13 protein-coding genes are annotated in these 22,243 nt (G+C 69.4%); 10 read left to right on the top strand and 3 right to left on the bottom strand.

Annotated elements, in window-relative coordinates; all coding sequences use genetic code 11:
* Positions 1 to 101 precede the first annotated feature (101 nt).
* The 3 genes from metK to priA all read left to right on the top strand — a co-directional run bounded on the left by metK (position 102) and on the right by priA (position 5,075).
* Positions 102 to 1,367 carry a methionine adenosyltransferase gene (gene metK / locus C1877_RS02835; RefSeq protein WP_015539910.1) on the top strand — a complete coding sequence of 422 codons (1,266 nt, stop codon included), beginning with the start codon at positions 102 to 104 and terminating at the stop codon, positions 1,365 to 1,367.
* A gap of 312 nt (positions 1,368 to 1,679) precedes the next feature.
* Positions 1,680 to 2,537 carry a DNA damage-inducible protein D gene (dinD, locus tag C1877_RS02830; RefSeq protein WP_015539911.1) on the top strand — a complete coding sequence of 286 codons (858 nt, stop codon included), beginning with the start codon at positions 1,680 to 1,682 and terminating at the stop codon, positions 2,535 to 2,537.
* Between the two features lie 42 nt (positions 2,538 to 2,579).
* Positions 2,580 to 5,075, top strand: coding sequence for a replication restart helicase PriA (priA, locus tag C1877_RS02825; RefSeq protein ID WP_114568543.1), 2,496 nt, complete (start codon positions 2,580 to 2,582; stop codon positions 5,073 to 5,075).
* A gap of 25 nt (positions 5,076 to 5,100) precedes the next feature.
* Here the strand turns inward: priA and C1877_RS02820 are convergent, their stop codons facing one another.
* Positions 5,101 to 6,552 carry a D-alanyl-D-alanine carboxypeptidase family protein gene (locus tag C1877_RS02820; protein ID WP_114568319.1) on the bottom strand — a complete coding sequence of 484 codons (1,452 nt, stop codon included), beginning with the start codon at positions 6,550 to 6,552 and terminating at the stop codon, positions 5,101 to 5,103.
* A gap of 139 nt (positions 6,553 to 6,691) precedes the next feature.
* Between C1877_RS02820 and C1877_RS02815 the strand changes: the two genes are divergently transcribed.
* The 7 genes from C1877_RS02815 (at position 6,692) to C1877_RS02785 (ending at position 19,519) form a co-directional block, all read left to right on the top strand.
* Positions 6,692 to 9,559, top strand: a complete 2,868-nt coding sequence (locus C1877_RS02815) for an ATP-binding protein (protein ID WP_114568318.1) — start codon at positions 6,692 to 6,694, stop codon at positions 9,557 to 9,559.
* Between the two features lie 173 nt (positions 9,560 to 9,732).
* Positions 9,733 to 10,956: an RNA polymerase sigma factor RpoD gene (gene rpoD, locus C1877_RS02810; RefSeq protein WP_114568317.1), complete on the top strand. Its 1,224-nt coding sequence runs from the start codon at positions 9,733 to 9,735 to the stop codon at positions 10,954 to 10,956.
* Positions 10,957 to 11,210: 254 nt separating this feature from the next.
* Positions 11,211 to 13,529, top strand: a complete 2,319-nt coding sequence (locus C1877_RS02805; protein WP_114568316.1) for a class I SAM-dependent methyltransferase — start codon at positions 11,211 to 11,213, stop codon at positions 13,527 to 13,529.
* Positions 13,530 to 13,740: 211 nt separating this feature from the next.
* Positions 13,741 to 15,012: an MFS transporter gene (locus C1877_RS02800; RefSeq protein WP_015539912.1), complete on the top strand. Its 1,272-nt coding sequence runs from the start codon at positions 13,741 to 13,743 to the stop codon at positions 15,010 to 15,012.
* Between the two features lie 28 nt (positions 15,013 to 15,040).
* Positions 15,041 to 17,278 carry a molybdopterin-dependent oxidoreductase gene (locus C1877_RS02795; protein WP_114568315.1) on the top strand — a complete coding sequence of 746 codons (2,238 nt, stop codon included), beginning with the start codon at positions 15,041 to 15,043 and terminating at the stop codon, positions 17,276 to 17,278.
* 1 nt (position 17,279) lies between these two features.
* A complete protein-coding gene (locus tag C1877_RS02790) occupies positions 17,280 to 17,621 on the top strand; it encodes a hypothetical protein (RefSeq protein ID WP_015539914.1) in 342 nt (113 codons plus the stop codon).
* A 401-nt stretch (positions 17,622 to 18,022) separates the two neighbouring features.
* Positions 18,023 to 19,519 (top strand): helix-turn-helix transcriptional regulator, encoded by a 1,497-nt coding sequence (locus C1877_RS02785; RefSeq protein WP_114568314.1) that lies wholly within the window; start codon positions 18,023 to 18,025, stop codon positions 19,517 to 19,519.
* 9 nt (positions 19,520 to 19,528) lie between these two features.
* On the opposite strand, the gene C1877_RS02780 is transcribed toward C1877_RS02785, so the two are convergent.
* Together C1877_RS02780 and C1877_RS02775 are read right to left on the bottom strand one after the other, a co-directional pair.
* The gene (locus C1877_RS02780; RefSeq protein ID WP_041240427.1) at positions 19,529 to 20,185 is read right to left on the bottom strand and encodes a Crp/Fnr family transcriptional regulator; all 657 of its coding nucleotides are present in this window, start codon (positions 20,183 to 20,185) and stop codon (positions 19,529 to 19,531) included.
* Positions 20,186 to 20,366: 181 nt separating this feature from the next.
* The gene (locus tag C1877_RS02775) at positions 20,367 to 22,178 is read right to left on the bottom strand and encodes an aryl-sulfate sulfotransferase (protein ID WP_041239524.1); all 1,812 of its coding nucleotides are present in this window, start codon (positions 22,176 to 22,178) and stop codon (positions 20,367 to 20,369) included.
* Positions 22,179 to 22,243: the final 65 nt, after the last annotated feature.

Genomic DNA, 22,243 nt, shown 5'->3' with positions numbered 1-22,243 from the left:
TCGGCCCGCCCGGCCCGAGGTGTGCTAACCTTGGATGGAGATAAACCAGGCGCCTCGCGGGGAAGCGGGGCGCCGTGTACGTATGAGGAGAATGGGGAACCATGTCCGACACGCATGCATCGTATCTGTTCACGTCCGAGTCCGTCACCGAGGGGCATCCCGACAAGGTGTGCGACCAGATATCGGACGCCGTCCTGGACGCCATCCTGGCCAAGGAAACCGAGCTTGCGGCCCAGGGCTACGTGGCGCCCAACGGCTGCCCGGCCGACCCGGCGCAAGTGCGATGCGCCTGCGAGACCATGGCCACCACGGGCATGGTCATGGTCACGGGCGAGATCCGCACGCAGGCCTACGTGGACGTGCCCGGCATCGTGCGCGAGGTGCTCTCCGACATCGGCTACAACCGCGCCAAGTTCGGCTTCGACTGCGACACGTGCGGCGTGCTCAACGCCATTCACGAGCAGAGCCCGGACATCGCGCAGGGCGTCGACGAGAGCTGGGAGGCCCAGCACGGCCTGGCCGGTGACGACCCCTACGAGCGCATCGGCGCGGGCGACCAGGGCATGATGTTCGGCTACGCCTGCGACGAGACGCCCACGCTCATGCCGATGCCCATCTACCTGGCGCACCGCCTGGCCGAGCGCCTGTCGGCCGTGCGCAAGGACGCCACGCTGCCGTACCTGCGCCCCGACGGCAAGACTCAGGTGTCCGTGCGCTACGTGGACGGCCGCCCGACGTGCGTGGAGAAGGTGGTCGTGTCCACGCAGCACGCCGAGAGCGTCGCCCACGACGAGCTGCGCGCCGCCATCGTGGAGCACGTGGTGCGCCCCGTGCTGGAGGCCGAGGGCGTGGAGCTAGCCGAGGACGCCGAGATCCACGTGAACCCCACCGGCCGCTTCGTCATCGGCGGGCCCATGGGCGACGCGGGCCTCACCGGCCGCAAGATCATCGTGGACTCCTACGGCGGCATGGGCCGCCACGGCGGCGGCGCGTTTTCCGGCAAGGACTGCACGAAGGTGGACCGCTCGGGCGCCTACGCGGCGCGCTGGGTGGCGAAGAACGTGGTGGCGGCCGGCCTCGCCGCGCGCTGCGAGATCCAGCTCGCCTACGCCATCGGCATGGCGCGGCCGGTGTCGGTGATGATCGACACGTTCGGCACGAACGAGGTGGACGAGGCCGCCATCGAGCGCGCGGTGGGCGAGGTGTTCGACCTGCGCCCGGGCGCCATCATCGACGAGCTGGACCTGCGCCGCCCCATCTACCGCAAGACGGCCGCCTACGGCCACTTCGGCCGCGAGCTGCCCGAGTTCACCTGGGAGCGCACCGACCGCGCCGACGCGCTGCGGAAGGCCTGCGGGCTGGACTAGGGTGCAGCTCGAACGTCCCCATTTTCGGCAAACGCCCGTCGCTCGTGCTTGCGGCGGGTTTTTTCTTACTTTTGTAAATAAGGGAACAAACGTTCCTATATTTATGCTATGATCTCTCTACCGAAAAGAGCCAGTGCGGATGCTTCCCTTCGGCCGGCGAACGGCCTTGTGCGGGATGCCCATAGACGGCGGCGGTCTCCGCGTCGCCCGCACCACGTCCGCAATATCCTCTGAGCAAACGGAGCTGCCCCACAGGCCGCCAACGTGCGGCCGCGGCCGCGTACGCTGCAAGGGCGGAAAAGGAGGACGTTCATGGAGCTGCACGACATCGAGAGGCGTAAGCTGACGCTGGACGACCTGGCGCACATCGACGCGGAAAGCGGCGTCGAGTTCTGGTATGCGCGCGACATCATGGAGTTTCTGGGATACCGGCGCTGGGAAAACTTCGCGGTTGCAGTAGAGCGGGCGAAAGTGTCGGGGAATGCTTCGAGAACCGCAGGTCAAGATCATTTTCGTGAGGCCACGAAAATGATCGAGGCCGGCAAGGGCGCCCAGCGCAAGGTCAAGGACTACAAGCTCACGCGCTATGCCTGCTACCTCATCGCCCAGAACGGCGACCCGCGCAAAGAGGAGATCGCCTTCGCGCAGAGCTACTTCGCGCTGCAAACGCGCAAGCAGGAGCTCATCGAGGAGCGGATGCGAGCACTTGCGCGCATCGCTATCCGCGGACAGCTCACCGAGGCGGAGAAGGAGCTCTCGCGCATCGCTTACGAGCGGGGCGTCGACGGGGCGGGCTTCGCACGCATCCGCTCCAAGGGGGATGCGGCGCTGTTCGGCGGCCATACGACGGCCGACATGAAGAAGCGGCTGGGCGTCAAAGGGTCGAGGCCCCTTGCAGACCACCTGCCGTCGGTAACCCTCGCGGCGAAGCAGCTGGCCACCGAGATGACGAACCACAACGTCGAGGGCAAGGACCTGCACGGCGAGCGCCCTATCGCCGAAGAGCACGTGCAGAACAACGTCGGCGTGCGCGACTTGCTCGGCCGGCGCGGCATCAGGCCCGAGGAGCTGCCGCCCGAGGAGGACGTGAGAAGGCTCGAGCGCCGCGTGACCGTCGAGACGCGCAGGCTGGAGCAGGAGGCGCGGGGATTTCCCGCGTCAAAGGGCTAGGTCGGTACGGTCCGGTTGCAGACGTGGGATATACTGGTTGCCATGAGATTCGCATCGGTCATCCTGGACATACCCACGCAGGCGCTCGACGCGCCCTACACGTACTCCGTTCCCGAGGCGCCGGCCGAGGCCGGCGGCTACGACGTGGAGGTGGGGTGCGCCGTGCTCGTGCCGTTCGGGCACCGGCAGGCGGTGGGGTTCGTCGTGGGGCTGCAGGAGCTTCCCGACGGCGAGGCGCCGGCCGGTATCGACGTGGCGAAGGTCAAGCCCGTCGCGCGCGCCGTGAGCCCCGCCTACTTCGACGAGGAGGGGGCGGCCTGCGCGCAGTGGCTCTCGGAGCGCTACCTGGCGCCGCTGTCGTCGTGCGTGCGCCTGTTCACGCCGCCGGGCGGCGTGCCGCGCATGGTGCGCGCGCAGGAGGGGTACTGGCGGCTCGAGGAGCCGGCCGTGGGCGAGGTGGACGACCGCTGGGTGGTTCCGGGCGAAGCCTTCGATGGGTTCGAGCCGCGAAAGAACGCCGTCAAGCAGGCATCCATCGTGGAGGCGCTGCGCGCGGGCGAGCTGCGCGTGGCGGAGCTGGCAGCGGAGTTCGGCGCGGTGTCGGGCGCGCTGAAGGCGCTCGAAAAGCAGGGCGTCGTGCGCATAGAGCGCCGCCGGCGCATGCGGGGCTTCCAAGTTCCGACGGCTTGTCAGCCGCCGGAACCAGCCGACGCTGCGGCCGGCCGCGGCACCCGATCTCGTGGGGATGCCGGAGGCTCGCGTACCGAAGTACGCTTCGCCTCCGCCATCCCCACGATCTCGGGCACCACGGCCGCCCTCGCTGACTTACTACGCCAACCTGCGAGTTCGGTTCAACCTGAGGGATTGTCTTTCGTTCCTTCCCCCAAGCCGCCGCTGACGGCGGGGCAGGCTTCGGCGCTTGCGGCTATCGATGCGGCGCGGGAGCGCGGGGCGGGCGAGGTGGTGGTCGTGGACGGCGTCACCGGGTCGGGCAAGACCGAGGTGTACCTGCAGGCCATCGAGGCGGCGCTCGCCGCGGGGCGCACGGCGTGCGTGCTCGTGCCCGAGATATCGCTCACGCCGCAGACGGTGGGGCGCTTCCGCGGACGCTTCGGCGACACGGTGGCCGTCATGCACTCGCGCATGGGCGCGGGCGAGCGCTACGACCAGTGGGACTTCATCCGCTCGGGCGCGGCCCGGGTGGTGGTAGGCGCCCGCAGCGCGCTGTTCACCCCGCTGGCGAACGTGGGACTCATCGTCATCGACGAGGAGCACGAGGGCTCCTACAAGCAGGACAGCGCGCCGCGCTATCATGCGCGCGACGTGGCCGTGTGGATGGCGCGGCGCGCCGGCGCGGCCGTGGTGCTGGGAAGCGCCACGCCCTCCATCGAGGCCCTGCACGCGTGTGCGAAGGACCCGCGCTGGCACCACGTGGAGCTGCCCGAGCGCGCCAACGGCCGCCCGCTGCCCGCCGTGCAGGTGGTGGACATGGCCCGCGAGTTCGGCGGCGGGTCGCGCTCCATGTTCTCGCGCGCGCTCTCGCGCGCGCTCGCCGAGGAGCTCGCGGCCGGCCGCAAGGCGGTGCTCCTGCTGAACCAGCGCGGCTTCGCGAAGTTCCTGCTGTGCCGCGAATGCGGCTTCGTGCCGGAGTGCCCGTCGTGCTCCACGTCGCTCACGTTCCACGAGAGGGGCAACTTCCTCATCTGCCACCACTGCGGCTACCGCGTCACGGCCCCTCCCACCTGCCCCGAATGCGGCAGCCCTTACCTGCGGAAGTTCGGCGCAGGCACGCAGCGCGTGGAGGCCGACCTGCGGGTGCTCTTGGACGCGACGCCCGGCGTGGGGCCCGACGTGCCCATCGTGCGCATGGACGCGGACACCACGGGCGGCAAGGGCGCGCACCAGCGATTGCTGGAGGAGTTCGCCGCCGCCGACGCCGCGGTGCTGCTGGGCACGCAGATGATTGCGAAGGGGCTCGACTTCGAGGACGTCACGCTCGTGGGCGTCATCAACGCCGACACCATGCTGCGGCTGCCCGACTACCGCGCCGCCGAGCGCACCTTTGCGCTCGTGGAGCAGGTGGCCGGCCGCGCCGGGCGCGCCGAGCTGCCGGGCCGCGTGCTCGTGCAGACCTACGAGGCCGACGCCGCGCCCATCCGCGCCGCCGCGGCCTACGATCGCGCGCTGTTCTTGCGCGACGAGCTGCCGAAGCGCCGGATGCTGCGCTACCCGCCCTACGTGCGGATGGCGAACGTGCTGGTGTGGGGCAAGGACGAGGAGGCGGTGCGCACCTCGGCCGCCGCGCTCTACGAGGGGCTGGCCGCCCAGGTGCGCGACTTCGGCGGCGAGGGCTGGGACGTGCTGCCCGCCACGCCGTGCGTGCTGGCCAAGCTGCGCGGCACGTACCGCTGGCACCTGGTGGTGAAGTGCCCGCTCGACGGCGACCTGTCGGGCGTGCTGCTGCCGTACTTCCGCGCCCGCAAGCCCGAGCGCGAGGTGAACGTGGCCGTGGACGTGGATCCGGACGACCTCCTGTAGGCCGCCGGCCGCGCCGGGCATGGCGTCAGGACACCTCCATGGCGCCCAGGTTCAGCAGCTTGCCCTCGGCTGTGGCGGGCGTTCCGGCGAAGCCGCCGAGGAAGCGCTCGACGGCGATCCCGGCGGCCTCCCACCAGGAAGGGGCCAACACGTCCTCGGCGGCCACGAGGTCGGCCTCCCATACCACGGCGCCGTCGCGGCGAAACGCCAGGTGCCCCACGACGTCGCCGCGCGCCACGTTCCCCGTCACGGCGTCCAGCGAGGCCTCCTGCTCGAGGCGCCCGCCCTCCCGCGGCACCGTGGCCGTGGCGTCCGGCTCGAGCACGGTGGCCGCCACGGTGCGCCGCGTCCAATCGGCATGCGCGACCTCGGCCACCACGGGCCAGGCGGCCTGCTCGCCGCGGATCTCCGCATGCACGGAGCGCGGGGCGGACACCAGCTGGTAGGTGGCCTCCGCCGGCGCGGCCGGCACGTCGCACTCGGCCGCGGCGCCGACCGCCCGCGCGGCCGCCTGCAGCTCGTCGCGGTGGGCGAGCACCCAGTCGTAGAGCGCCTTGGAGTCCTCGAAGCGCTGCGGCTTCGAGGACGAGCCCAGCACCACCGCGTAGTACTCGTGCCCGTCGCCGCGGTTCACGGCGGTGGCGACGCAGGGGCCGGCGGCCAGCGTGTAGCCGGTCTTGGCGGCGCACGTGCCGGGGTAGCCCTCCAGCATCGTGTCCGTGTTCGCCAGCTCCACGGCCGCCGTGCCACCGCCGCGCGTCACCGCGATGGTCGCGTGCGCGTGCCCGATGCTCGAGCGCACGAGGCCGTTGCCCATGGCGTGCCGCAGCATGACGGCCACGTCGCGAGCGCAGCTGTACTGCCCTTGGGCATATGCGTCGAAGTCGAGCCCATGGGGGTTCGCGAAGCGCGTGCCGTCCATGCCCAGCTCGGCCGCCTTCGCGTTCATGGCCTCCACGAACGCGGCCTCGCGGGCAGCGGCGCCGCCGTCCTGCCCGCGCCCTCCCAGGATGGCGGCGCCCGCCGCCTGCGCCACGGCGCTCGCGGCGTCGTTGCCGGATGCGGTGAGCACGGCCTTGAGCGCGTCGCCGAACGACATCTCGTCGCCGGCTGCGAGCCCTGCGCTCGACTCGCCCACGGCGGCGGCCTCGGGCGTCACGACGATGCGGTCGCCGGCATCCAGGTGCTCGGCCGCCACGGCGGCCGTCATGATCTTCGTGAGCGAGGCGATCTGCGCCCGCTCGCCGGCCGCCCGGCCGTACCAGAGCGTGCCCTCCTCGTCCATGAGCGCCGCATGCGATGCGTCGATGCCGGGCAGCCGCTCTTCGGAGATTCCCAGGTCGGCCGCGCTGCAGCCGAGGACCGCATCGCCTCCGTCGGTGCGCGCGAACGCCGCAAGGGGCAAACAGCAGGAAACGAGCGCGGCCGCGAGGGCGCACGAAGCTGCGCGGAGCATGCGGCGACGGCGGGCGTCCATGGCTGCCTCCTCCTCGGCCCCGAAGGGCGCTGCTGACGATTTTCACCCATATAATAGCACCGGCCCAGGGGCCGTCGCGCCAACCCATGGTATCCTGAGCGCTTGCTTGATGCACGCGTGGGGGCCGAAGGAGGACGGAATGGGGAAGTGGGCTGCGCGTATCGTATGCTTGGTGCTTGCCGTGGCGCTGTCCGTTCCGGCCGCATCCTCCGCTCTCGCCCAGGAGGCGGGCGCCTCCGCTCCTGGCGAAGCGCCTGCGGCGGCCGGCGCAGAAGGAGGGCCGGCCGCCGGCACCGGGGAGGCCTCGGGCGCCGCTGCGGGCGACGACGGTCAAGGGCGACTTGTGCGCGTGGCGTTTCCCCAGGCCGAAGGCTTGAGCATGGTCGACGAGAACGGACGGCGCAGCGGCGTGCTCTACGATTGGCTCGTGGAGATAGCCAAGTACACCGGGTGGCGCTACGAGTTCGTGGAAGGCAGCGTGGACGAGCTCGTCAAGCAGACCATGGCGGGCGGCATCGACCTGATGGGCGGCATGTTCTACCGCGAGCAGCTCGACGAGAGCCTCGACTACTCCACGTTCGGCATGGGCTCGAACCGCTCCCTCGTCATCGGTCCCAGCGACGACGACTCCGTCGCCGGTTTCGACCTGCGCACCCTGAACGGCAAGACCATCGGAACCTATGCCAACGCGACGGAGAAGATACGCCGGCTGGAGAATTTCCTGGAGTTCAACGGCTTGGACTGCACGGTGCTGCGCCTCGACCTGGCTTCGTACGAGAGCTGCCTGGACGACGGCACCGCCGACCTCATGCTCGGCAGCGACGTGGAGATGAAGGACGGCTGCAAGGTGGTGGCGGAGTTCGACGGCGAGCAGCACTACCTGGCCGTTCCCGAGGGCAGCGACCTCATGGCGGGCATCGACGAGGCCATGAGGCAGATCTACGCGGCCGACCCCAACTTCTCCCGCTCGCTCTACGCCCGCTATTTCCCCGACGACTACGCCAGCCCCATCGCGTTCTCCGAGGCCGACCGCGCCTACGTGGCCCAGGCGCGCGAGGTGCGGGTGGCCGTGACGGCGGGGCAGTACCCGCTGTACTACGAGCATGACGGCTTGTACCAGGGCATTGCGAAGGACGTGCTCGACCGCATCGCCGAGCGCACGGGCCTCTCGTTCCGCTTCGTGCATGCGGACAGCTACCAAGGGGCGCTCGACCTCGTGGCGGCGGGCGAGGCCGATGTGGCGGGCTGCTTCATGGACGACGAGCAGACGGCTGGCGATCAGGGGCTTGCCTTGACCAAGGGGTATGCGACGCTCGGCGAGGTGGTATTCCGCAGCAAGTTCTCGGCGCAGTCCTCCGGCGGCCCCGTGATAGCCCAGCTCCAGGGCCGCGCCGCGCCCGAAGGGCAGGAGGGCGCGGAGGTGGTGTGGCTCCCCACGTACGCCGACTGCCTCGAGGCGGTGAACACCGGGCGCGCCGACCTCACGAGCATGCCCGCCTCGTTCGCCGAGTGCCTGTTTACCGAACGCTCCTACGGCAACGTGGCCCCGGCCACGGCCGACCATACCGAGACCTCGTTCTCCCTGGCGCTGCCGCGCCCGGTGGACTCGGGCCTGTACTCGGTGCTGAGCAAGGCGGTGAACAGCTTCACGGACGACGAACTGGAGGCCCTGTACTCCCGCAACGCCGTGGCCCTGGGCAACCGCTCCGCTACGGTGGAGTCGTTCGTGTCCGACAACCCGCTGCTCGTGGTGGTGCTGTCATTGGTGTTCTTCCTGCTGGTGGGCGCCATTGCCATCATCGTCACCGGCTCGAAGGTGCGCAGCCGCATGATGGCGCTCAAGCTGGAGAAGGCCGAGGAGACGGGCCAGGCGAAGGCCGACTTCCTCTCGCGCATGTCCCACGAGATACGCACGCCCATGAACGCCATCATCGGGCTGTCGAACGTGGCGTCGCTGTCGGGCGAGGCCACGCCCGCCATCCGCTCGGACCTGGAGAGGATCAACACGTCGGCCCAGTTCCTGCTCTCGCTCGTGAACGACATCCTGGACATGTCCAAGATACAGAACGACAAGGTGCACATAGAGGTGGCGCCCCTGCGCCTGGCGTCGCTCGCCTCGCGCCTCGAGAGCATGTTCGGCATCCAGGCGCAGGAGAAGGGCATCTGCCTGAAGGTCGTGTGCGAGACCGAGGCCGTGGTGGTGGGCGACGACGTGCGCCTGCAGCAGGTTCTGGCGAACCTGCTGTCCAATGCCTTCAAGTTCACCGACGCGGGCGGCACCATCTCCCTGCGCATCGAGGAGGCGCAGCTTGGCGGGGGCGGGGAGGGCCCGACGTACCGGTTCTCCGTGTGCGACGACGGAGCCGGCATCCGCCCCGAGGACCTCGAGCGCATCTTCGACTCGTTCGAGCAGGCGGCCGAGAACCACCGCAACGCCCAGGGAACGGGGCTGGGGCTGGCCATCAGCAGCAACCTCGTGCGCCTCATGGGCGGCAAGCTGGAGGTGGAGAGCCAGGTGGGCGCAGGCTCCGAGTTCCATTTCACGCTGCGGCTGCCTTTGGGGCGCCCGGAGGACCTGGACGCGCCGGGCGCGGACGACCCCGCGCCGCGCTCGCTTGCCGGCACGCGCGCGCTCTTGGCCGAGGACAACGACCTGAACGCCGAGATAGCCGCCGCCTTGCTGGACATGGAGGGGGTGGCGGTCGACCGCGCCGCGAACGGCCGCGAGGCGGTGGACCTGTTCGCGTCCGCGGAGCCGGGGCGCTACGACTTCGTGCTCATGGACGTGAAGATGCCCGTGCTGGACGGACTGGGCGCCGCCGCCGAGATCCGCGCGCTTCCCCGCCACGATGCGCGCGACGTGCCCATCGTGGCTTTGACGGCCAACACGTTCCAAGAGGACCGCGACGATGCGGCCGCTGCCGGCATGGACGGCTTCATCCCGAAGCCCTTCGACGCCCGGCAGCTCTACGAAACGCTGCGCTCCTTCCTGCCCCCGGAAGGGTAGCCCGCCGCCGGTGATTTTCCGGCCGCTCCTGGCGGGCTTTGGCGAATCGGAGAAGGGGGCGAAAAGTGCGCTGCGAAAGCGCGTGATCTATGGTATACTGCTCCACTGTATCTTTGCGCCCGGCGCGCATGCTTCCGCATGCCCGAGCGCATCCAGTTGGAAAGGAAGATCACGTGGCCCAAGCCTCTAAGAACCAAGCTGTCGAGCCCGACACCGAGCAAGGTGCGAAAGCCCCGATCGATACCGAAGAGATACTGGACGATGACGACGCGCTGGACGTGGAACCCGACGTCGGCGCTTCCGATACGCTGGACGACGACAAGCTGGAAGCCGGCCTGGACGAGGACGAGGACCTGCTCGAGGGCATCCCCGAGGAGGAGCTCAAGGCGACCGTCGAGGTGCAGCTGCCGAAGGTGACGAAGAGCAAGGCGCGCACGACGCGCAAGCGCAACGCCGACGCCGGCGTGACCATGCTCACGGGCGACCCCGTGCGCATGTACCTGAAGGAGATCGGCAAGGTCCCGCTGCTCACCGCCGCGGAGGAGATCGACCTGGCCATGAAGATAGAGGCCGGCGTGGCGGCCACCGAGGAGCTGGACCGCGCCGAGGACGAGGGCATCGAGCTCGAGCGCCGCGAGAAGCGCCGCCTCGACCGCATCGAGCAGGTGGGCATCGATGCGAAGCAGCAGCTCATCGAGGCAAACCTGCGCCTGGTGGTGTCCATCGCCAAGCGCTACGTGGGGCGCGGCATGCTGTTCCTCGACCTCATCCAGGAAGGCAACCTGGGCCTCATCCGCGCGGTGGAGAAGTTCGACTACACGAAGGGCTTCAAGTTCTCCACGTACGCCACCTGGTGGATCCGCCAGGCCATCACGCGCGCCATCGCCGATCAGGCCCGCACCATCCGCATCCCCGTGCACATGGTGGAGACCATCAACAAGCTCGTGCGCATCCAGCGCCAGCTGCTCCAGGAGCTCGGCCGCGAGCCCAACCCCGAGGAGATCGGCAAGGAGATGGGCCTGCCCGCCGAACGCGTGCGCGAGATCCAGAAGATCTCGCAGGAGCCCGTGTCGCTGGAAACGCCCATCGGCGAGGAGGAGGACTCCCAGCTGGGCGACTTCATCGAGGACGACGCCGCCGTGGTGCCGCCCGACGCCGCCTCGTTCAGCATGCTGCAGGAGCAGCTGAGCAAGGTGCTCGACGGCCTGGCCGAGCGCGAGCGCAAGGTCATCAGCCTGCGTTTCGGCCTGGAGGACGGCCATCCGCGCACGCTCGAGGAGGTCGGGCGCGAGTTCGGCGTCACGCGCGAGCGCATCCGCCAGATCGAGAGCAAGACGCTCGCGAAGCTGCGCCACCCCAGCCGCTCGAGCAAGCTGAAAGATTATCTGGAAGACTAAGGTTCCGTCGGCCTGACGGCCGCCGGAACGAAGCCGATGCTGCGAAGGGCCCTGGCACCCCGCCTTGCCGCGATGGCGAAGACTCGCGTACTGAAGTACGCTTCGCCTTCCCCATCCCGTCAATTCGGGGCACCAGGGCCCTTCTCGCTGACTTGCTACGCCAACCTGCGCGGTTGGGCATACGGACCTGCGAGCTCCTGTTCGCGCTTCGCGCGAATCGGCCGCAGGTACGCCGAGGTTGAGGGGATTGCGCTATGCAACAGGAAAAACTCGAGTTCTTCGCCAGCTGCCTCGCCGGGCTGGAGGCCCCGCTCGCCGACGAGCTGAAGGCCCTCGGCATCAGGAGCGTGCGGCCGCTCGGCGGCGGCGTCGCCTTCTTCTGCGACGTGCGCCACGCGCTCGCGGCGTGCCTGTGGTCCCGGCTGGCCTCGCGCATCATGCTGGTGGTGGGGCGCGTGGACGCGCACCTGGCCGACCTGCTGTTCGAGGACGCGTTGGAGCTTCCCTGGGAGGACGTGATCGCGCCCGGCGCGAGCATCGCGGTGTCGGCCCACGGCATGAACGACGAGCTGCGCAACACGCGCTTCACCGCGCTCAAGGTGAAGGACGCCGTGTGCGACCGCCTGCGCGAGGCGCGGGGGGAGCGCCCGAACGTGGACGCCGAGCATCCCGACGCGGCCATCGACGTGCGCGTGCGCGAGAAGCGCGCCACCATCTCGCTCGACCTGTCGGGCGCCTCGCTCTACCGCCGCACCTACCTCGCGCCCGACGACGGTGCCGAGGCGCCGCTCGAGTGCGCGCTCGCCGCCGGCCTGCTGGCGCTTGCCGGCTGGGACGGGCGGGCGCGCGCGGGTGCCGCCTGCGTCGACGCGGCCTGCGGCGACGGCGCCGTGGTGGTGGAGGCGGCATCCGCAGCCTGCGACCTGGCGCCGGGGCTCGCGCGCGATCGCTGGGGCTTCCACGGCTGGGCGGGCTTCGACGAGGACGCATGGGCCGACCTGCTGGACGATGCCGATGCGCGCTTCGAGCGCGGGCTGGCGGCCGCCGCGGCGCAGGGGGCCGTGGACGGCCCGGCATCGGCGCGCCCCGACCTCGGCGTCGTGCGCTTCGCGGGCCTGTCCGCGTCCTCGCCGGCCATCGCGCGGGCGCGCGGGCGCGCCAAGCGCGCAGGGCTCCGTCAGGCCGTGAGCATCGAGCCGGGCGGGGCCGAGGAGGCGGGCGCGCTCGTGGAGCGCGTGAGCGCCGCAGCTGCCGCCGCACGGGCCGCCGCAGGCGCACCGGCGGGCGAGGCCCCCGGCTGCCTGGTGGCGAGCGTGCTCGGCGCCCGCGAGCGCTCCTCGGAGGCGAGCGCCCAGGCCGACGCCGCCGCGTTCGTGGCGGCCGCCACGGCGGCCCCGGAGGGCTCGGCGTTCGCGGTGGCGGACAGCGAGGCCGTGGAGGACCGCTTCGGCCGGGCGCCGGGCACGCGCGTCGAGCTCGGGCGCGACCGCGTGGCCGTGGAGGCGCTCGTGTTCCACGCGCCGCCCGCCGCCTCCGCCGTGGTCATGGTGCCCGATCCTGCCGGCGGTGCCGAGCACCGCGTGGAGGTGCTGGAGCCCGCTTCCGAGCAGTTCTCGTCCCGCCTGTTCAAGGTGGCGAAGGAGCGCCGCAAGTGGGCGCGCCGCGAGGGGGTCTCGTGCTACCGCGTCTACGACGCCGACCTGCCCGACTACGCCGTGGCCATCGACGTGTACGCGGGTGCGGGGGAGGCCGAGGGCAACACGTACCTGCACATCGCCGAGTACGCGCCGCCCTCCTCGGTCGACCCCGCCCGCGCGCGCCGGCGCTTCGACGACGTGCTGGCGCTCGCGCCCGTGGCGCTGGGCATCCGCCCCGACCACGTGTTCGCCAAGACGCGCCGGCGCGACAAGGGCGGCTCGCAGTACCGCGACGCCGGCCGGCGCAGCTACGTGACGCAGGTCGACGAGGACGGCTACCTCATGGAGGTGGACCTGTCGGGCTACCTGGACACGGGCATCTTCCTGGACCACCGCGCCACGCGCGAGCTCGTGGGCGCGAAGGCGGCGGGCAAGCGCTTCCTCAACCTGTTCGCCTACACGGGCACGGCCACCGTGCACGCGGCCGGCGGCGGGGCGGTGGAGACGACGACGGTGGACCTCTCGCAGACCTACCTGGACTGGGCGCGGCGCAACATGGCCGGCAACGGCTTCGCCGGGCCCGAGCACTCCTTCGAGCGCGCCGACGTCATGGCCTGGATCACCGAGACGCGCCGCAAGCCCCTGCGCTACGACCTGATCTTCGTGGACCCGCCCACGTTCTCCAACTCGAAGGCCATGGGCAGCCGCACCTGGGACGTGCAGCGCGACCACGTTGAGCTGCTCATCGGCGTGACGCGCCTGCTCACCGAGGGCGGCGAGGCCGTGTTCTCGTGCAACCTGCGCACCTTCAAGCCTGACCTGGAGGCGCTGGCGCGCTACGGCGTGGCGTTGGAGGACATCACGGCGTCCACGATCCCCCACGACTTCGAGCGCAACCCCAAGATCCACCAGTGCTACCTCGCGAGGCGCGCCTAGCCCCCTCGCGAAAAAACCGCCCGTCGCGTCTGCGACGGGCGGTTTTGCCTGATAGGATCTTCCTACTACGTTTTTTCCGATGCCCTCGCGCCCCTAATACGCGCTTTTTCCCGATTACACCCCCTCGCCCGGCTCCTAGAGTCCCTGGCAAGCCGCGGCTCGCAGCGATGCCGCGGGACGAACCGAAGGGAAACGGGAGAAGGAGGGGCTTATGGAAGCACGGAAGTCATCGTCGGCGAGAGGCTGGCTCGTCACGCTCGTGGGGATGCTGGCTGCGGTGGCCATCGCCATCAACATGTTCAAGGTGCCGCCCACCATGGGGCTGCTCATGGCCGACCTGGGGATCGGGCCGGCGCTCGGAGGCTGGCTCATGACGGTGCCCACGGTCACGGGGCTCGTGCTCGCGCTGCCGTCGGGCGGGCTCACCGACAAGTTCGGGCCGAAGAAGGTGGGCCTGTTCGCCATCCTGTCCGCGGCGGTGGGCAGCCTGATAGGGTCGTTCGCGCCGAATATCGAGCTCTTGCTGTTCAGCCGCTTCGTGGAGGGCCTGAGCTTCGCGCTCATCGGCGTTGCCGTGCCGGCCATCATCGCCCTATGGTTCTCGCCTGAGAAGAGCGGCGCGCCCATGGCCATCTGGTCGGGGTGGGTGCCCATCGGCATGCTCGCCATCTTCACGGGGGCGAACCTGTTCATCGCAGCCGACGACCCCGGCACGTGGGCGAACGTGTGGTGGCTCTCCACCGCGCTGCTCGTGGCGGCCGCCGTGCTGTACCTGGTGTTCGTGAAGGCGCCGGAGGGTTACGCGGCCGAGGACGCGCCGAAGATCTCGCTCGTCGAGGGCATGAAGTCGCCGTCGACGTGGCTGCTGGCCGTAGTGTTCGCCATGTTCGCGTTCATCATGTACGCCGTGTCCACGTTCGCGCCCACGTACTGCATGGAGGAGCTGGGCTACAGCCTGGAGGACTCCAACCTGTACTCGAGCCTCATCACGGTTGGCATGATCCTGGGCGTGGTGCTCATGACGCCCGTGCTCAACAAGGTGGTGAGGCTGAAGAGCCGCATCTGGCTGCTCGTGGCCAGCATGGTGCTCACGGCGCTCATCGCGGTGCTCGCGTTCAACGTGCCGCCGTCGGCCACCGTGGCCGTCATGATCATCACCGGCATCGTGCTGCAGCTCGTGCCGGCCGTCATCTGGCCCATCGCGCCGTCGGCCGCCGTGGCGCCCGTCTACATCGGCACGACGTTCGGCGTCATCGCGCTCGGACGCTCCATCGGCGGGTTCGGCAACGCGTCCATCGGCACGCTCATCGAGACGTCCGGCTGGGGCGCGGCCGTCATGCTGCTCGTGGGCATCGGCGTCGTGGGCGTGGCAGCCTGCCTGGCGCTGCTCAAGTTCCTGAAGGAGCCGGCCGGGGCGGCTGCGCCCGCCGGCGCGCCCACGGAGCCGGCCGAGGCGGAAGCCGCCGGCCGCTCGGCGAGATAAGACGAAAAGGACGAGGAAGGAGAAGGCTATGGAGGAGCGAGACTACCAATTCGTGGAGCACGAGAATCCTTACACGTACCGCGACGGGGACCTGACGGTCACGCGGGGGAGCGCTTGGTCGGGGCCGGGGTGCCACCTGGGATGCGGCGTGCTGCTCTACACGAACGACGAGGGCGACCTCGTGAAGGTGGAGGGCGACCCGGAGAACCCGTTCAACGAGGGGCGCCTGTGCGTGCGCTGCCTGGACCTGCCCGAGATGGTGAACAACCCGAAGCGCCTGACGCACCCGCTGCGCCGCGCCAAGGCCGACCGCGGCCATGACCGCTGGGAGCGCATCGGCTGGGACGAGGCGCTCGACCTCATCGCTGCCGAGCTCAACAAGGTGAAGGAGGCCTACGGCCCCGAGTCCGTCATCTTCTCGTGCGGCACCGGGCGCGACATCGCGCCGTACATCACGCGCCTGTGCTGGTCGTTCGGCTCGCCGAACTTCGTGAACATCTTCTCCGGCAACGCGTGCTACCTGCCGCGCGTGGCCGGCTGCATCGCCACGACGGGCGCGTTCTGGGTGGCCGACTGCGCCCAGCAGTTCCCCGACCGCTACGACAACCCCGCATGGCAGATGCCCGAGACCATGTTCGTGTGGGGCAACTACCCGCTCATCGCCAACTCGGACGGCTTCTTCGGCCACTGGGTGGTGGACCTCATGAAGCGCGGCATGAAGATCGTGATGATCGACCCGAAGGTCACGTGGCTCTCCGCCAAGGCCGAGGTGCACCTGCCGGTGCGCCCGGGCACCGACGCCGCGCTGGCGCTCGCCATGATGAACGTCATCATCAACGAGGACCTGTACGACCACGACTTCGTCGACCGCTGGTGCTACGGCTTCGAGGAGCTCTCCGAGCACGTGCAGCCGTTCACGCCCGAGTACGCCGAGACCACCACGTGGGTTCCGGCCGAGCGCATCCGCAAAGCCGCGCGCATCCTGGCGGCGAGCAGGCCCGCGACGCTGCAGTGGGGCGTGGCCGTGGACATGACGAAGGAGGCGCTGCCGGCCGGCCAGGCCATCATGGCGCTCTTCCAGGTGACGGGCAACGTGGAGGTGCCCGGCGGCATCATCGTGCCGCCCGAGATCCTGAACTACGGCGGCGGCTGGGGCTTCGAGCTTCTGGGCGACGAGCAGAACGAGAGGCGCCTCGGCCTGGACAAGTACTCGCTGTTCCGCCTGGGTTTCCAGGCGGCGCACCCGAACACCACCGTCGAGGCGATGAAGACGGGCAGGCCGTACCCCATCAAGGCCGCCTGGGTGCAGACGTCGAACTTCCTGGCCTGCATGTCGGCGAACTCCACCGAGGTGGCGGAGTGCTTCCGCAAGCTGGACTTCGTGGCGGGCGCCGACCTGTTCATGACGCCCACGATCATGGCGTTCTACGACGTGGTGCTGCCGGCGGCCATGTTCCCCGAGCGCGACGGCGTGCGCCTGGGCGACGGCGCGCAGCGCGCCGAGGCCATCAACAAGGTGTGCCGGGTGGGCGAGTGCAAGTCCGACATGGAGATGAACCTGGAGCTGGGCCGCCGCCTGGCCCCCGAGGCGTGGCCGTGGGAGAACGTCGAGGACATGTTCACCGAGATGATCGCCTCCTCCGGCATCACGTTCCCCGAGCTGCGCGAGGCGGCGCCGGTGTATTTGCCGTTCGAGTACGGCAAGCACGAGAAGGGCCTCCTGCGCCCCGACGGCAGCCCCGGCTTCTACACGGCCACGGGGCGCATCGAGCTGTGGTCGACGTACTACAAGAACGCCGGGCTCGACCCGCTGCCCGTGTTCGACGAGCCCGCGCCCGGCCCCCTGGCCACGCCCGAGCTCCTGGACGAGTACCCGCTCGTGCTGTGCACGGGCGCGCGCCGCTGGCCGTTCTTCCACTCGGAGCACCGCCAGGCCAAGCGCCTTCTGGCCATGCACCCCGACCCGTGGATCGAGATCCACCCCGAGACGTGCGCCGAGCTGGGCGTGGCGGACGGCGACTGGGTGTGGGTGGAGAACATGCTCGGGCGCGCGAAGCGTCGCGTGAAGGAGACGCCCATCTTCGACCCGCGCATCGTGGCGGCCGACCACGGCTGGTGGAACCCGGAGGGCGATCCGGAGAACCTCTACGACATAGGGGACCTGTGCATCAACAACCTCATAGCCTGGGGCAACGGCAAGAGCGGCTTCGGCGGCAACTACAAGACGAACCTGTGCAAGGTGTACAAGATGAAGGAGGGCGAGTGACATGGCGGAATACGGGCTGCTGGTGGACTACGAGTGGTGCACGGGATGCCATTCGTGCGAGATGGCGTGCGCGGTGGAGCACGGGTTCCCGCAGGGCCAGTGCGGCGTGGTGGTGTGCGAGGTGGGGCCGTGGAGCTACGGGCCCGAGAACGATCGCTGGCAGGTGGGCTACCAGCCGGCGTTCACCGACCAGTGCGACCTGTGCGCTGCGCGCACGGTTAAGGGCGGGACGCCCACGTGCGTGAAGCACTGCCAGGCGAAGTGCCTGGAGTACGGCCCGCTCGACGAGTTGGCGGGCAAGCTGGGCGCCAAGGCGAAGCAGGCGCTCGTGGCGCTGCGCTGACGCGGCGCGGCGTTCCGGCCCCCTCTCCGCCCCGGCGCGCGCCCGATACGGCGCGCGCCGGGGCCCCGGGGCGCGGCGGGGAGGGTGGCCGTGGGGCGAGACGGCAAGGCGATGGAACGGCGGAGGAGGCTGGCGATGCGGGATGGGGAGGAAGGCGGACCGGCCGTCGACGCGGCGACGGGGGCGACCGTGTGCGGCGCCTTGCAGGAGGCGGGGCGCCGCGTGCTCGGGGAGCAGGGGGCCCCGCGGGCAACCCCTCCGGGAGCGACGTTGGAAGAACTGTTAGAATATGCTTGTGATCAGGTAAAACAATGAGGTAGCGACTCAGGTTAGCCCGTCGCTCGCACCCCGTGCCGCCTTGGGGGCACCCGGTGCGGCGGCCTTGCAGAAGGGGGTGCGAGGTGAAGGAGCGGAAACCGAAGGGGCGCGTCTCGCGCGCGCTGCACGGTCTTGCCGGCGGCCGGGGAGCGTCCGCCGACTCGCTCGTGCACGAATGGCAGGTGCTTCCGACCGTCGCGGTGTCGTGCTACTGGATATGGCTGTACCTTGCCTACTCGCTCGACGTGTTCGTGGTCTCCTCGGACGTGCTCGTGCGCTTCGATATCTTGCAGAAGGGGTTCGGCTTCCTGGGGGCCGCGCTGTTCATGGTGGCGGTCTCGCTGCTGCGCACGGCGGCGTTCTTCGAGCGCACGCCGTTCCTGGCGCTTTTCTCGGCGGCATCCGGAACATCGATCGTCGTGGTGTCGGCGCTCGCGCGGGCCGGCGTGCCCGTGGCGCTCCCGGTGGTCCTCGCCGTATGGCTGCTCATGGGCGCCGGCACGGCGGCGGCCTTCCTGCGCCTCTTCGGCGGATTGCAAGATGCGGGGCAGGGGAGGTTCTGCGCCGTCAACGCGCTCGCGCTCTTCCTCTCGGGGTTCTTCTACCTGCTTCTGCTGGGCCTGCAGGACGGCATCCGGCTCGTGTTGACGGTGTTCGTGGTGTGCATCGCCGCCTTCGCGCCGCTGCGCCCGCCCGAGGAGGCCCCGGACGCCGCGCGTGCCCCCTCCGCGCGCGGGGACGTGCCGTCTCCGGATGCCGGCAACGCGGCCGTGGCGGCCCTCTTGAGCTTCCGCGGCGAGCTGTTCCTGCTGAGCGTGGTGTTCGGCCTTGCGTACTGCCTGGGCATATCGCTCAGCATCATGTCGAACAGCCTGGAGTTCATCTGGCTGTCGCTGTGCGTGCCCGGCATCTTCCTCGTACTGTACAGCGTGTTCCTGAAGGACCGCGTGTCCGTGCGCGTGCTCCTGACCCTCCTGTTCCCCATCGCGGCGTTCCTGCTTCTCCTGCTCCCGTTCAGCAACCCCTTCGGGCTCGTGCTGTGCTGCAGCCTGCTGGTCATGTGCTTCACCACCTACGACGTGCTCAACGTGGTGCGGCTGCGCGAGATCATCGCGGCCAACCGGCTGCCGGGGGCGAAGTCGTGGGCGACGGGGCGCTACCCGCAGCTTGCGGGGCTCGTGCTGGGATGGGCCGCCGGCTACGGCATGCTGCTGACCGACGACGCGCTCAAGGTGCTGCTGCCGGCCGTGTGCGTGGGGCTGGTGGTGGCCATCGTGGCCATGCTCACGCGCTATGTGTGGAGGTACAGCGACGTGGCGGGCGGCGCCGCCCACGTGCCCGAGGAGACGGTGGGGCGCGTGCACGATGCCATCGTGCTGCGCTACGGCCTGTCGCCGCGCGAGCGCGAGGTCATGGAGCTCTTGGTGCGCGGCTACAGCACCGATCGCATCGGCAAGGACCTGCACATCTCGTACCATACGGTCAAGACGCACGTGTACCACATCTACCAGAAGGTGGGGGTGCACGCCCAGCAGGAGCTCATCGACCTCGTGGAGGAGCGCCTGCGCCTCATGCGCTGAGAGCCGCCCTCAGAGCAGCAGCTCGAGGCCCTCCCGGTCGAGCACTGCCAGCCGGCAGCCGTCCATGCGGAAGTAGCCCTGCTTCTCCATGCGCTTGGCCTCCTGGTTGAGCGACGAGCGGGAGACGCGCAGCTCGTTAGCCCAGATCGTCTGGGACGCGGGCAGCTCCACGCAGCCGTCCTGCGCTATGTCGTCCATCCACAGCACCCAGAAGGCGATGCGCTCCCGTATGGTCTGGTAGCGCAGGCAGCACAAGAGCATCTGGTTCTTCAGCCCCCGCTTCGACAGGTAGAGCATGAAGCGGTACAGCATCTGGCTGTCCGTCCTCAACATCAGCTCGAAGAACGACGTGTCCAGCCACATGACCGTTGTCTTCCTCACGGCCAGCAGGTTGTAGGTGTACACCTTCTCGCCGGTGAAGTAGAGCAGCTCGGGGAACACGTCGTCCTTCTCGAAGTACCCGTTGCACAGCTCGTGGCCGTCGACGGTGTAGCGGGCCGTTTTCAGGCACCCCTCGGTCACGATGCCGAACTCCCTGATGGGCGCCCCTTGCGCGTGGACCGTCTCAGCTGTCTTGTACGTTTGGCGCCGCAGGAGGTCGCCGTACACGGGATGCGCCAGGCAGGAGCTGGCGAACGAGGGCAGCCCTGCGGCATCGCGCTCCAAGGAGCCCCAGCTCCCCGGCGAAGGGGGTGCGGGGGCGAAGGGCTTCCCAAGCTCGTTCCGGATCAACGTAAGACCCCTCTCGTCGAGCGGGCCGCCGGCGCCATGCCGCCTTGCGGCGGAGACGGCGGCGGCCTTGCGGCGGCCTGCGGGCGCAAGGCCGCCGCTTCGCATTCAGGCCTGCCTACGCGAGCGCGCGGTCCAGCAGCTCGCAGACGTCATCATAATCTCTTTCGCCGGCGAACCGCAATACCTCCTTGCCCTGGTTGAATACGGCCACCACCGGAATGCCGAGGGCCTGGCAGCCCTTGGCGATCTCGGGGCTCTTGTCCACGTCCACGTAGCGGATCCGGAACATGCCGTCGTACTCCTCGCCCAAGGCCTCCTCCAGCACGGGGTGGAGCGCCTTGCAGTGCACGCAGCGCTCGGCGCCGAACAGCACGAGCACGGGCTTCCCCTCGGCCTTCAGCACCTCGTCGTTCCAGGCGCCCATGGTGTCGACGGGCACGAACACGTCGGTGTCCACGGAGAACACCTTCTCGCGCAGGCTCAGGTCGGCCTCGTCGTCCGTGGCCACGCAGAGGGCCACGTCCGGGTAGTAGGGCAGCGTGCCCTCCACGTCCACCACCGTCTTGGCGCCGAACGCGCCGGCGTTGGGCAGGCGCCACGTGGCGTTGTCGATGCGCTCAACGGGCACCTCCTGCGGCACCGGCTCCTGCGGCACGTAGCTGTAGGGGTAGCGGTAGGCGCGGTAGACCATGTTGTTGCGCGGGCCCTCCTCGTTGTGGCTGTAGTAGGGGCAGATCCACTCCCACACTATCTCGTGGTCGGGCGTGACCTCGATCAGGCGGCCGTCGCTGCCCTCGTCCACGAGCGTGTTGCCGTTCGGCAGGCGCTGGGCGCTCGACACGTAGGGGCTGTAGAACTTGCTCGCATCGGTGGGTACGGCGTGGCCCAGCTCCTTCGGCGTGAGCTTCCACACGATCTCGAGCGTGGTGGGGTCGAACTCGATGATGCGGCTGTAGTCGCGCAGGGCGTTCTTGGAGCCGTCGCGCGAGCCGGGGTTCGGCACGCCGTAGCCGCCCCAGCCGCCGTTGTCGAACACGAGCAGGTTGCCCTCGCCCGGCAGGCCCTTCGGAATCATGTGCAGGTGGTGCTGGCCGATGATCCAGCCGAGCTTCCTAAGCTCGGGGGTGGCGTTGAAGTCCGGGCCGATCTTCCACACGATCTTGCCCGTCTCCTTGTCGATGATGGCCAGGATGTTGGCCTCGCGCGAGTCGAAGATGATGTTGTCGGGCTTGAAGCGCAGGTCGCCCTGGTCGTGCCACTTGTTCGGCCCCAGGTAGCTCATGCAGTTCACGTGCAGGTAGTCGCCCACGCCGCCGTCCGAGGTGCGCATGTTCGGGTCGCGGGCCAGCACGTTCTTCGCCGCCTCGTCGAAGCCCAGCTCGTCGAAGTGGTCGGTGATGGACCACTTCCACACGATGTTGCCCTCCCAGTCTACCTCGTACATGCAGTCGTCGAGCAGCTTCTTGTCGGAGACGTTGGGGCTGTACAGCGTCTGGTGGGCGAGGATGAGCGTGTTGCCCTCGAGCGGCTTGGCGTCCATGCCCGGCACGTAGTAGCCCACGGGGTTGCCCTCGCGCTGGAAGTCGTGGTGCTGGCGCGCCATCCAACGATGGTCGCGGCCGGGGTCGTCGATGCTCTCGAAGCGGTCGAACTGCCACACGATGTTGCCGTCGTAGTCGATCTCCTGCAGGTTCACGCCGTCCTGCATGCCGTAGTCGGGGTGCCGCGTGCCCGCATAGCCCATGACGTAGCCGCCCGGCAGGAGCTTCGGCGGCATGGCCTGCATGTTCCAGCGGCGCACCTCGTTGCCGTTCATGTCGAACAGCAGCACGCCGTCGTTGATGAGGGGCACGATGGTGTACCCGTTCCAACACTTCTCAGGGTTGTAGATGGTGGTACCGTGAGGGAATACGCTCGGTTGACCCATGGTTCGTTCCTCCGTTTGTCGGTTCGGCCCTATTCGCTTGATGCAAAGCTATCTTGAGAGGTCGT

The sequence above is a fragment of the Gordonibacter pamelaeae genome, from assembly GCF_003340385.1.
GTDB lineage: Bacteria > Actinomycetota > Coriobacteriia > Coriobacteriales > Eggerthellaceae > Gordonibacter > Gordonibacter pamelaeae.
This window is presented reverse-complemented; position numbering and strand designations above follow the sequence as displayed.

Excerpts from the sequence above, each read along its gene's own strand:
- metK (WP_015539910.1), top strand. The coding sequence starts at position 102 with ATGTCCGACACGCATGCATCGTATCTGTTCACGTCCGAGTCCGTCACC.
- dinD (WP_015539911.1), top strand. The coding sequence starts at position 1,680 with ATGGAGCTGCACGACATCGAGAGGCGTAAGCTGACGCTGGACGACCTG.
- priA (WP_114568543.1), top strand. The coding sequence starts at position 2,580 with ATGAGATTCGCATCGGTCATCCTGGACATACCCACGCAGGCGCTCGAC.
- C1877_RS02820 (WP_114568319.1), bottom strand. The coding sequence starts at position 6,552 with ATGGACGCCCGCCGTCGCCGCATGCTCCGCGCAGCTTCGTGCGCCCTC.
- C1877_RS02815 (WP_114568318.1), top strand. The coding sequence starts at position 6,692 with ATGGGGAAGTGGGCTGCGCGTATCGTATGCTTGGTGCTTGCCGTGGCG.
- C1877_RS02805 (WP_114568316.1), top strand. The coding sequence starts at position 11,211 with ATGCAACAGGAAAAACTCGAGTTCTTCGCCAGCTGCCTCGCCGGGCTG.
- C1877_RS02800 (WP_015539912.1), top strand. The coding sequence starts at position 13,741 with ATGGAAGCACGGAAGTCATCGTCGGCGAGAGGCTGGCTCGTCACGCTC.
- C1877_RS02795 (WP_114568315.1), top strand. The coding sequence starts at position 15,041 with ATGGAGGAGCGAGACTACCAATTCGTGGAGCACGAGAATCCTTACACG.
- C1877_RS02790 (WP_015539914.1), top strand. The coding sequence starts at position 17,280 with ATGGCGGAATACGGGCTGCTGGTGGACTACGAGTGGTGCACGGGATGC.
- C1877_RS02775 (WP_041239524.1), bottom strand. The coding sequence starts at position 22,178 with ATGGGTCAACCGAGCGTATTCCCTCACGGTACCACCATCTACAACCCT.